11 protein-coding genes are annotated in these 10,579 nt (G+C 39.0%); 4 read left to right on the top strand and 7 right to left on the bottom strand.

Annotated features, from left to right (window positions below; all coding sequences use genetic code 11):
* Nucleotides 1–38 precede the first annotated feature (38 nt).
* The 4 genes from HMPREF2961_RS10955 to HMPREF2961_RS10940 are packed head-to-tail and all read right to left on the bottom strand — an operon-like array spanning nucleotide 39 to nucleotide 2,750.
* On the bottom strand, nucleotides 39–728 hold the full coding sequence (locus tag HMPREF2961_RS10955; RefSeq protein ID WP_002293277.1) for a beta/alpha barrel domain-containing protein: 690 nt from the start codon (nucleotides 726–728) through the stop codon (nucleotides 39–41).
* A 17-nt stretch (nucleotides 729–745) separates the two neighbouring features.
* Nucleotides 746–1,363: a glycoside hydrolase family 73 protein gene (locus HMPREF2961_RS10950; protein ID WP_002315168.1), complete on the bottom strand. Its 618-nt coding sequence runs from the start codon at nucleotides 1,361–1,363 to the stop codon at nucleotides 746–748.
* A 9-nt stretch (nucleotides 1,364–1,372) separates the two neighbouring features.
* Nucleotides 1,373–2,197, bottom strand: a complete 825-nt coding sequence (locus tag HMPREF2961_RS10945) for a M15 family metallopeptidase (protein WP_070704780.1) — start codon at nucleotides 2,195–2,197, stop codon at nucleotides 1,373–1,375.
* Complete coding sequence (locus HMPREF2961_RS10940) at nucleotides 2,190–2,750, bottom strand: hypothetical protein (protein ID WP_070704777.1); 561 nt, start codon at nucleotides 2,748–2,750, stop codon at nucleotides 2,190–2,192. Before HMPREF2961_RS10940 ends, HMPREF2961_RS10945 begins: the two co-directional genes overlap by 8 nt.
* A gap of 173 nt (nucleotides 2,751–2,923) precedes the next feature.
* Here HMPREF2961_RS10940 and HMPREF2961_RS10935 point away from each other — a divergent pair, with 173 nt between their 5' ends.
* On the top strand, nucleotides 2,924–3,883 hold the full coding sequence (locus HMPREF2961_RS10935; protein ID WP_002315170.1) for a Gfo/Idh/MocA family protein: 960 nt from the start codon (nucleotides 2,924–2,926) through the stop codon (nucleotides 3,881–3,883).
* Nucleotides 3,884–4,187: 304 nt separating this feature from the next.
* On the opposite strand, the gene HMPREF2961_RS10930 is transcribed toward HMPREF2961_RS10935, so the two are convergent.
* The gene (locus tag HMPREF2961_RS10930) at nucleotides 4,188–5,144 is read right to left on the bottom strand and encodes an aromatic acid exporter family protein (protein WP_002315171.1); all 957 of its coding nucleotides are present in this window, start codon (nucleotides 5,142–5,144) and stop codon (nucleotides 4,188–4,190) included.
* 104 nt (nucleotides 5,145–5,248) lie between these two features.
* Here HMPREF2961_RS10930 and HMPREF2961_RS10925 point away from each other — a divergent pair, with 104 nt between their 5' ends.
* A complete protein-coding gene (locus HMPREF2961_RS10925) occupies nucleotides 5,249–5,851 on the top strand; it encodes an FUSC family protein (RefSeq protein WP_002315172.1) in 603 nt (200 codons plus the stop codon).
* Nucleotides 5,852–5,936: 85 nt separating this feature from the next.
* On the opposite strand, the gene HMPREF2961_RS10920 is transcribed toward HMPREF2961_RS10925, so the two are convergent.
* Both HMPREF2961_RS10920 and HMPREF2961_RS10915 read right to left on the bottom strand, forming a co-directional pair.
* Nucleotides 5,937–7,436: a flotillin family protein gene (locus tag HMPREF2961_RS10920; protein WP_002292923.1), complete on the bottom strand. Its 1,500-nt coding sequence runs from the start codon at nucleotides 7,434–7,436 to the stop codon at nucleotides 5,937–5,939.
* Between the two features lie 15 nt (nucleotides 7,437–7,451).
* Nucleotides 7,452–7,976: an NfeD family protein gene (locus HMPREF2961_RS10915; RefSeq protein ID WP_002292922.1), complete on the bottom strand. Its 525-nt coding sequence runs from the start codon at nucleotides 7,974–7,976 to the stop codon at nucleotides 7,452–7,454.
* A gap of 175 nt (nucleotides 7,977–8,151) precedes the next feature.
* Here HMPREF2961_RS10915 and HMPREF2961_RS15940 point away from each other — a divergent pair, with 175 nt between their 5' ends.
* Both HMPREF2961_RS15940 and HMPREF2961_RS10905 read left to right on the top strand, forming a co-directional pair.
* Entirely contained in the window at nucleotides 8,152–9,795 is a 1,644-nt protein-coding gene (locus tag HMPREF2961_RS15940) for an ATP-binding protein (protein WP_002315174.1), read from the top strand.
* The gene (locus HMPREF2961_RS10905) at nucleotides 9,770–10,486 is read left to right on the top strand and encodes a response regulator (protein WP_083314227.1); all 717 of its coding nucleotides are present in this window, start codon (nucleotides 9,770–9,772) and stop codon (nucleotides 10,484–10,486) included. Before HMPREF2961_RS15940 ends, HMPREF2961_RS10905 begins: the two co-directional genes overlap by 26 nt.
* The last annotated feature ends 93 nt before the right edge of the window (nucleotides 10,487–10,579 follow it).

The raw sequence follows: 10,579 nt of genomic DNA, 5'->3' as shown, positions 1-10,579 counted from the left end.
TTCTTGGAGTTAAACGCTTCTGTCCCAGCCTCTACTTCTTACCTGTTATCCATGTTTCCTTTTTCAGTTTCCCGATATTTTTCCATTTTACGACTAAAAAGCTCTCCGCTACTTGGCGGCGTATACGTGATGGCATTTGCTCCTGCTTGAATGGTCTCAGCAATACTTTCTTCCGTTGGTCCGCCTGTCGCAATAATAGGAAGTTCAGGATACTTTTTACGAAAATGACGTACTGCTTCTGCAGTTTCTTTTCCCGCACTGATATTGATAATCGAAATACCAGCTGCTAGCTTTTCATCAATTTCTGTATATTTCGATGTTACCGTACTGATAACTGGGATATCAACTACTCGACAAACTTCTTTCACTGTCTCTAAAGGTGTAGGACCATTCAAAACGACCCCTAAAGAACCTTGCGCTTCTGCAAACATGCTCATGTAAGAAGAACGAGCACCTTGTGTCAATCCGCCTCCTACACCGGAAAAAACCGGAATATCAGCTGCCTCAATGATACTTTTAGTAATTGCTGGATGTGGTGTAAAAGGATACACAGCAATTACTGCATTCGCATTTGTATTTCGTATGATTGCGATATCCGTAGTAAAGATGATCGAACGAATCAATTTTCCAAATATCTTGATCCCGCTTGCTTCTAAAATGATTTCCGGTACTCTTACGATATCTTTTCTCAATTCCGTCATGATTTCCGGCGTAAATTGTTCTGCCATCAGCCACTTCTCCTTTGCTATCTCCGGTCATACTGATTCAACTGGTACGTCTCGATGACCTGGATGATTTTTTGCGCATAACCGGGGTCTGTCGCATAACCTGCATCTTGCAATGCTTGTGCGGCTTCCTGATAATTGGTGGCCGTAATCACTTTTTCATACAGTGCAGGATTCCAATCTACTCCTTGGACGAACAGTTGTGTATGGTCATCCATGGACTGTTCCCATGAATCATACACTTTGAAGTCTCCTTGGATAGTTATCCATTCTTCGTTAACAAATTCCTTTGTTTCCAGGCTTACTTTCTTCTGATCCCCATAAGCCTTGATCCCGAAAAGATTATTGTATTTGCTAGCCAAGGTACTTTTTCCCCAATTCGATTCTAATATAGCTTGTCCTAAAATGATACTAGGAAGCACTCCATAACCATCTTGTAGTTCTTGGGCATGTGGAACAAGCCGTTCAATAAATTGCTGATGGGATTGCGCTTCATTTTCTTGCTGATTATCAGTAAAAGGAGAAGACAGATTCTTCAAGGAAAAAACAAAGGCTAGGAGTATCACTACTACACCGGCAACCACTGCTGGCCAACGGATATTCTTACGCTTTTGCTTTTTCCACTTTTTTTTCGCCATGATCAATTCCTACTTTTCATTTAATTCATTCAGATATTCTTCTAGCGTCAATTGGTGTTTGGTGATATACTCAGCATTTTCTTTACCGACATAACGTAAGTGCCAAGGTTCATATGTGATTTTAGTTATATCTTCGCGTCCTTTTGGATAACGAACGATAAATCCATACTGCGCAGCATTCTCTGCGATCCATTTAGCTCCAGACTGATCTCCGTAACTTGCATCCAATACAGTAGAAGGATAACTGTTGTACCAGTTTTGATCGACGACATCGACTGCCAGACCTGTGTGGTGTTCGCTGTATCCTGGCTCCGTAATCGTTTCTTTAGTGATTTTTGTCGCCTCCTCTTCTGATACACCTTGGCGACGCATCACATCTTGGACATTTTGTTCGAAAACTTGTTGTTGGGATGATACAGACCGGTAAGCTGAAACCATAACTAACGGAAACCCAGCTTCTTCGGCAGCTTTAGCAAATGCTTCATATTCCGGAGCAATACGTTTGTCGATCAAATAGCCATTACTCAATGATGCCAATTGAGTAGACTCATCGATTTCTTTTTCTAATTTGTGATCTGGACCAACCAAAACTAGCTGCCAATCGTCTGTTTTAACATCTGGCAATTGTTTGGATGTACGATCTTGTGTTTCTTTGTCCTTTGCCTTGCTGCTTGTTGTTTGACTGTTCTTTTCTTTACTAGCAGTTGTTTTGGTGCTTGTTCGTTCGACCGTTTGATTGCCGGCTTGAACATGCGCGTCATCATCGCTAAAAATAACATAGCCCATTGCTGCGATCATAATCACAACTGCTCCAATTCCTAAAAATTTATTCACTTGAAAAATCCTTTCGTTGTTCTTCACGTTCCCCGTTCGTATCATGAACGTAAGTTTCTTCCAGATTTTCATTCACCCAATCAAGAAGTTCGATTTTTTCTCCTTCAATCTGTTTTTGAACATCTGCTGGCAGACGAAAATTCAAAATATCGTCATAGCCCCATTCATCATATTGAATACTTACTTTCAAGTCAAGGTACCTACCAGCCTGCTGATTGTTTTTCAAAGGGATCAGCTCGACTTTTGCTGCTTTGCTGCTTAGCCATTTTTGCGCGATACGTGTTTTAATTTGTTTATACTCTGCAACAGCAATATTTCGTTTCTCGGGAAAAATAATCGTTTGACGCAAAATCTTTTGCGTAAGCATCCATTCATAATCAGTGAAAAGATTTTTTACTTTCTGCATCGCTTCAGAAGGCAAATTTTTCTCGCCATCTTTCCATTTTTTCCATTGTTCTGGGCTGATCAGCAAGTATTCATCTAAAAAGTTTTTTTCAGTTTCAAACTGTTCCAATAATACACTCATAATAAGATCAATATATACTTGATGCACGTTTATCCCCTCCTTTTAACTATTCTACTTAAGTTTTAGTCAAAAAGCACCTGTTAAATCGCTGCTTTCATTTTTTTTAATGTTTCAAGTCCTCTCCCCTTCATTCTTCGTGATTTTTGTTATAATGATAGACAGAAAAGAATCTCAATCCAACTATGAAGGAGCGTTTTCAGATGAAAAAATATCAATGGGGAATCGTTGGACTAGGTACCATCGCACATGAGTTTGCCGAAAGCTTCAATCAAGAGACAAGTGAACTAACAGCGGTTGCTTCCAGAACTTCAGAAAAAGCGGAAAAATTCGCACACCGTTACAATATTCCAAAAGCTTACGGAAGCTATCAAGAAATGTTAGACGATGCTGAAATCGACATCATATACATTGCTGTACCAAATAAACAGCATATCGACCATATCTTGGCAGCATTGGAAGCAGGCAAACACGTCTTATGCGAAAAAGCCATCACGATGAACAAAAAAGAACTGGCTGACGCTATGCGTTTAGCAGAAGAAAAGAATCTGATTTTAGCAGAAGCCATGACTATCTTCAACATGCCGCTTTATCAGCAATTACGCTCAATAATGGATACAGGAAAACTAGGGGCTTTAAAAATGATCCAAGCACCTTTCGGCAGTTATAAGGAACCAGATCCAGAAAACCGATTCTTCAATCCTGAATTAGCTGGTGGAGCTCTATTGGATATCGGTACGTATGCGGTATCTTTCGCTCGTTTCTTTTTGAGTTCTCAGCCTGAAGTAGTTGCCTCTACAATGGTCCCTTTTGAAACAGGCGTAGACGAGCAATCAGTCACTATTTTGCGCAACAAAGAAAATGAACTTGCTGCTGTCAGCTTGACTTTTCAGGCAAAAATGCCAAAAGTCGGTATCGTGGCCTTTGAAAACGGCTATGTGACGATTGCTGATTATCCTCGTGCGGATCGTGCGGAGATCCTATTTACAGACGGTACGAAGGAATTCATCGAAAGCGGGCGTACTTCTGAAGCCATGAATTACGAAATAAACAACAATATGGTACACATGATCGAAGGTGACTTGCCAAATCGTTCTCTCTTCTTGACAAAAGATGTCATCGACATCTTGGATCAAATGCAAGTTTTATGGAAAAATATGTAATTTTAAAAGGTTGTGAAAAAGCTGGTCTGCATCAAGCAATAAGAACAGCCGAACAAAAATAGCTCCTCCTATTTTTCGTTTGGCTGGACTTGTTCCCGCAGATGCAAGCTTTTGAACACCGTTTAAAGAAGAGGTTGTGAAAAAGCCGCTTAGTTTCGAGTATTAAGAAAAATTTTGTGAAAATGGTTTTCCACATTTTTGCACAAATTTGGCTTAATACCGAGAAACTGGCTTTTGAACACCGTTTAAGAAAGAGGTTGTGAAATCAGCTTTTTGACCTGAGTATTAGCTGAATTCAAAACCTCTATTTTTTGATTTTTTGTTGGGAGAATTCTGCCTTGATTTCAATAAAACTTTTAAAAGACTGCAAAAACTGGAACAATTCTGCTCGGTCCTCGAATTCAGGGCGACTAGTCGGCAGAGGCATTTGCCGATACAATACATAAACTTCTTCAATACGCGCTAAGATTTGTCTGCCATCATTTGACTCTGAAAATGTTTCTGCCGTATAAATCAATAAACCGTAGATATGTTTTCCATAATAAGCTGGTTGTTGGATCCGCTCTAGATTTTCCAACATGTCTTTAATCACATTGACCTGTGCTCGTCTCATAGAGAAGTAAGTTTCATAGTATAGCGGCTGTCTGAGCCAGTAGTTTTCTTGATGTTCTCTGGCATCTTCTTGGCTTTCGCGAATGAATGTCAGCAAATGTTCGCATTTGATCTGCACATCTCCTTTATTTTCCGATAAAAGAAATTCTGCCATTTGTCTCAAGATATTCCGAAATTCTTTTTCAATCTGTATTTGGTTTTCCTTCAGCTGCTTCGTACGATCTGGCATATAGACATTCGCAAGCAAAGCAAATACTAATCCAATCGCCATTAATCCCGCTTCATTGCCGATCAGCTGCCAAGACATGTTTTCCTCCACTAAATAATGAGTGACCAAAACCGAATTTACGACGATTCCTTCAGTTAATTTGAAGCGAGAGGCAAGTGGGATGAACAGGAATAAAAAAAGACTGAAGCCAAAAATAGTATACCCAACAGCAAAAAAACTGAACAGTGCTGTTGCCGTAGCTAATATAAAGGCTGCGATTCGATTCATCCCTGTACGCAATGTAGAGCGTTTTGTATTTCCCACACTCAATAATGCAATGATTCCTGCAGCTGGCCAATACAATAGCGATAAGCTACCCGCTGTGACCATTGAAAAGAAGACACTGATCACCGTTTTGATTGTTCGCATTCCTATACGCATTTACTCCCCCCTTTTTCTGTTTTAATTATACTTGAATAATGAAAAACTAGCTATCAGACAAAAGTTTAGGTATGATGGTAAAAAGAACAAAAAGGAGAATCTCTATGCAATTTGGCCGTTTTCGACTAGGTATGCGTACGATCAAAAGTGCCTTAGCTGTTTTTTTATGTATCTTGTTTTTTCATTTGACTCAACGAGGAATCCCAATGATTGCTGCATTATCTGCTGTTTTTTCTTTGCGTCAGGACTTGACTACAACCGTTTCTTTTGGAAAATCTAGGATCATTGGCAACACATTAGGTGGTACACTAGCTATCATTTATTTTTTTGTCAAAAGCTATTTTCACAATGATTTTTTGGTAGAATTGATCCTGCTTCCTATTCTAGTAATTATTGTGATTGTCGTGTCAGACGGCATCAACAATAATTCCGGCATCATTTCCGCAATCGCTACGTTATTGCTGATCGCATTGAGTATCCCTCAAGGTGAATCTGCTTTGTACGCGATCCAACGAGTACTAGATACTTTTATAGGAACATTCATTGCGATCGGTATCAATTTCTTTCTTCGTCCGCCTAAAACAGAAAAGAAGGAAGAACTATCAGAAGATTTGGTCGAACTCCAAAAGAAAGAACGATTGCTGCGAACAAGTTTACAAGAGATAGAAGCTAAGATCCAAAAACAAAAGAAAAATAGCGAGGACTGATTTTCTTTTGAAATAACATAAAAAATGGAGAGAAGAACTTGAAAAGCCTTCCTCCATTTTTTATTGATCGGTGAAGTGTACTACTTTATTCTTCCTTCATCGAGTGTTGTTCTGCCTCTTTTGGTGCTTCATACATATTTACTTGGCTAGTAGTCCCACGTGTCGACAAATTCTCTACGATTTCCTTCAAGTCAAGTCCTGTTGTCGCTTTTAATGTTTCTTGAGTAGTAGAAAGCAAGTTTGTGGCATAATTTGTCACTCGGTTCGCTCCACTGGTTTCTCCTGAGCTGCTTCCTGTATCGACAACAGAGATTTTTTCGATATTTCCTAGCGGCTGTGCTGCTTCGCGCATCAATTGCGGTAGCATATCGATAACCATACTCAAGACAGCTGCTTCGCCATATTCCTTGAAGGCATTGGCAATTTTTTGTTTTGCTTCGGCTTCTGCTTTTCCTTTTGCTAATGCTGCTTCTGCTTCTGCCTGTCCAGCTAACCTTGTCTTATTGGCTTCCGCTTCTGCTAGTGCTTCCACACGGAAACGTTCGGCTTCTGCTTCGGTCACTTCTTTGACTTTTTGAGCTTGTGCTTCTTGTTCTTTAGCGTAACGATCGGCATCTGCTTTTTTCTTCACTTCCGAATCGTATTGCTTTTCTCGACGTGTAATTTCTTTTTCTTCTAATTCGATTTGTTTTTGACGTTCTATGATTTTGATTTGCATTTCTTGCTCGATTACTTGTTGTTGTGCTCTGGCGCTTTCCAAGTTGTAGGCTTGGTCTGCTTTCGCTTTAGCAACATCTTGTTCTTGTTTGTAGGTTGCTAGTTTCAATTCTTTTTCTTTCAATGATTCTGCGATTTCTGTTTGTCGTTGTAATTCAGCTGCTTGTGATTCTTTTTCTGCTTGAGCTTTTTTGATACGCGTTTCTTTTAAAGCTTCTGCTTCTGCTATATCTGCATCTCTTTTGACTTGGGCGATTCTTGGTTTCCCTAAAGAGTCAAGATAACCATTTTTATCTCTGACCTCTTTGATAGTGAAAGAAACAATGATCAATCCCATTTTTGCAAGGTCTACAGAAGCGACTTCTTGTACGCTTTGACTGAACTTATCACGATTTTGGTAGATTTCTTCTACAGTCATAGAACCTAGAATCGAACGTAAGTGACCTTCCAATACTTCTCTTGCTTCATTCTCCAATTCTTCTCTAGTCTTACCTAAAAACTGTTCTGCTGCTGTAGCAATCTCTTCTACAGAAGAACCAATTTTAATGATCGAAGTACCGTCACACATCACCGGTACGCCTTGTTCTGTATACACTTCTGGAGTAGAAACGTCCAATTTGCTAGATAATAGACTGATTCGATTCGAACGTTGGAAAACCGGTAAGACGAACGCTCCGCCTCCTCGCACGATTTTGATTTTGTTGTCACTTTCATCTTTGTGTACATTTTTGCTTCCTAAATAACTTCCACTGATGATCAACGCTTCATCTGGTTTTGCTGTTTGGTACTTCGCTACAAAGACGATCAGTAGCATCAGCAAAATCAACGCTGCGATTGCGATCGCGATAAAAACAACTGGTATTCCCATTTAACACACGCTCCTTTAAGCTTTTATCATGCTTTCATAAGGCATGACATAACAGATTCTTTCCTTGATCTCAATGATCAATACTTTCGTTCCCCGCTCCGCTATCTGTTCTTGGGGGCTGTAGAAACAAGCAGGACGACTAATGGAACCGGTAACACTTTTTAATTGGATTTCTCCCATGCCCCGTACAGGGATTGGTGTGATCACAACAGCTACTTGCCCTTCCAAAGTCTTTTCAGAAGACGACATCGTTGATTCGGCATGTTTCATCGGCATCAATAGATAGAAATTAAGCAAAAATACCAAAACTGTCGATATGGCTCCACTGGCAATAAATAAAAATAAAGAGGATTGATCCGTTAGACGCTCACCAAGAAAACCAAACAAACTTGTAAAAGTTAGCCAAGGGATAATAAGCATTGGATCAAGTGGGCCATCAAAGTCGAAGACATCTCCAAAAATAATCAAAAGAACTGCCAACCCCGCACAAATCAGCAATGTATACCAATAAATCGTCTCAAGTGCGATTCCCCCTATCATATACACGCCTCCTTCCCTTTCTACGTCTATCATACCAATGTTTGAAAATTCTGTATAGCTTCTTTCACCGATTCAAAGGTATTTATTCATAGAAAGCTTCTATTTATCAATGCCAATTTGTTAATTTTCATTTTTCATGTTAAAATTTTCACAATAAATTCTTTCGAGGTAGCCTATGTTTCCTTTCCTTAAGAAAAAACCATTAAAGCTCCAAAATACCATCATTCTTGTCGTTTGTTTCTCCACGTTCGTTTCTTTGATTGTTTCTGCCATATTGATTAGGAATTTTATTCTTTCGATGAACCGATCTAGTGTGTCAGATAGAATCTCTAGCATCGCTAAAATCGTTGCCAGCGATAAACTCATCCAAAAAAAGCTTCAGACTGGTGATCCGACACATGTGATTCAAGGAATCACGAATGAAATCATGGTGGCATCGAATTTAGATTTTATTGTTGTCATGGACCCTGAAGGCATTCGATATTCTCACGCAGACCCAAGTTACATCGGCCTTCCTTTCTCAAGTCATGAAGATGTGAAAAAAGTGATTGGAGGACAAGAATTTTTCTCTGAAAAAGAAGGAATGTTAGGGTTCGGCTTCCGCTATTTCGTCCCTATTTATTATGATCAAGAGATTATTGGTGCAGTTTGTGTTGGCTTGACGAACAACACGATCGACAATCAGGTCAAAGATGGACAAAAAATGATTGTTTTTTCATTGATCATCGGACTTAGCGTAGGCATCATAGGCGCCGTTTTTCTTGCCCAAAAAATGAAAAAAGTACTGCTTGGACTTGAACCGCAAGAAATAGCGGAACAGTTAAGTGAAAAAACGATTATCGAAAATGAAGTAGATGAAGGAATATTGGCCATCTCTTCTGATAAAACTATCCTCTTGATCAATACACCTGCAAAAAATATTTTCTATCAAACAAAACGGCTGTCGGATTTCGAAGTAGGAAAAAAAATCAGCGATAATCTATATGACGTATTGTTTAAAGAGACAATCGAGCACCAAACGACTGTTCGGACTCAATCCATGTATTTAAATGGGATAGAAACTATTTCTAGCGTTACACCTCTTTTTAGCAATGACCGTTTTTTAGGAGCAGTCGCAACTTTACGAAATCGATCAGAAGTAATGAAATTAATGGAGGAGCTTGGAGGGACGAAACAATATATAAACTCTATGAGAGCTCAAACTCATGAATTTATGAATAAACTTCACGTCATTTCTGGCTTGATTGACTTGAAGAAATATGAAGAAGTCACCCATTTTATCCAACAGCTAAATCAAAATTATAAAAAAGAGATTGGCCAAGTTTCAAATCTGATCAAAGTCCCTGCGATTTCCGGTTTTTTATTAGGAAAAATAAACGAAGCCAAAGAACAATCTGTTGAAATGTTGTTAGAAAGCGATTCTTTTATCCCTAAAATGGAGATGGACGACTCCATCCATTCACTTTTGCAAGTGTTAGGGAACTTACTTGATAATGCTAAAGAAGCCGTACTTCAAATGCCTGAAAGAAACGGACAGGTTCGGCTCGATTTAAACTATGACACAGAAGCGGAAGTATTCATCGTGACCGTCTGCGATGACGGTGTCGGAATATCAGAAGAAATCTCAGAAAAAATATTTACGCTAGGTTTTTCGACGAAAGGAATCAATCGTGGATATGGGTTGAATATCATCCATTCAATTGTCAAACGTCACGGTGGGATCTTAGAATTTTCCAAACAAGCAAATGGCGGTACAATCGTCTATCTAGAATTACCAAAAAAGGAAGATCAAAATGATGACAAATGTCCTAATAATTGAAGATGATCCAATGGTTGCAGAATTGAATCGTACGTTTGTGGAAAGTATACCTAATATGAACGTAATCGAAAGTTTCAGAAATGTAGAAGAAGGAAAAAAATATTTCAGACAAAAAAACGCAGATCTGCTGTTGCTTGATGTATATATGCCTGGCGAAAGTGGTATCCATTTTTTATCTTGGCTGAGACAGCAAGGAAACGATATCCCAGTGATCTTGATAACCGCTGCAGATGATATCGAAACCATAAAAACTGTGATCCGATATGGTGCCTTAGATTATTTGATCAAACCCTTCACTTTGCAACGTTTCCAGTTGGCGATTGAAAAATACCTTGCTTTCTCTCAGACGATCCAAACGACTGAAAAAGCAGATCAGAAATTGATCGATCAAGTATTCAACCATACCACTCCCATTCACGAAACACCTTCATTCATTGATTTGCCTAAAGGTCTGTCAAAACTGACTTTAAAAAAAATCAGTGCATCTATCCTAAAAGAAGAGACTATTTTTTCAACAAAAGAACTGGCTCAAAAAAGTGCACTTTCACGTATCTCCGTCAAGAAATATTTAAATTTTTTGGTGGAACAAGATATACTGAATGAAAGAATCAGATATTTGGAGATTGGTCGACCACTAACCTGTTATGAATTGACAAAGAATGGGCGAAAAAAACTCACGGATTATTGTTGAGTCATCGAGTTATCTAATACTAAATAAAGGCTGTGAAAAAAGTCTTGTCACAGCCTTTTTTTCCGAATAAATGGTGTTCCAGAAGTAGCTTCT

Source organism: Enterococcus sp. HMSC076E04 (assembly GCF_001814285.1).
In the GTDB taxonomy this organism is placed as follows: domain Bacteria; phylum Bacillota; class Bacilli; order Lactobacillales; family Enterococcaceae; genus Enterococcus_B; species Enterococcus_B lactis.
This window is presented reverse-complemented; position numbering and strand designations above follow the sequence as displayed.

Bases quoted from the DNA above. Each gene is read 5' to 3' on its own strand.
- HMPREF2961_RS10955 (WP_002293277.1), bottom strand. From the start codon at position 728: ATGGCAGAACAATTTACGCCGGAAATCATGACGGAATTGAGAAAAGAT.
- HMPREF2961_RS10950 (WP_002315168.1), bottom strand. From the start codon at position 1,363: ATGGCGAAAAAAAAGTGGAAAAAGCAAAAGCGTAAGAATATCCGTTGG.
- HMPREF2961_RS10935 (WP_002315170.1), top strand. From the start codon at position 2,924: ATGAAAAAATATCAATGGGGAATCGTTGGACTAGGTACCATCGCACAT.
- HMPREF2961_RS10930 (WP_002315171.1), bottom strand. From the start codon at position 5,144: ATGCGTATAGGAATGCGAACAATCAAAACGGTGATCAGTGTCTTCTTT.
- HMPREF2961_RS10925 (WP_002315172.1), top strand. From the start codon at position 5,249: ATGCAATTTGGCCGTTTTCGACTAGGTATGCGTACGATCAAAAGTGCC.
- HMPREF2961_RS10920 (WP_002292923.1), bottom strand. From the start codon at position 7,436: ATGGGAATACCAGTTGTTTTTATCGCGATCGCAATCGCAGCGTTGATT.
- HMPREF2961_RS10915 (WP_002292922.1), bottom strand. From the start codon at position 7,976: ATGATAGGGGGAATCGCACTTGAGACGATTTATTGGTATACATTGCTG.
- HMPREF2961_RS15940 (WP_002315174.1), top strand. From the start codon at position 8,152: ATGTTTCCTTTCCTTAAGAAAAAACCATTAAAGCTCCAAAATACCATC.
- HMPREF2961_RS10905 (WP_083314227.1), top strand. From the start codon at position 9,770: ATGATGACAAATGTCCTAATAATTGAAGATGATCCAATGGTTGCAGAA.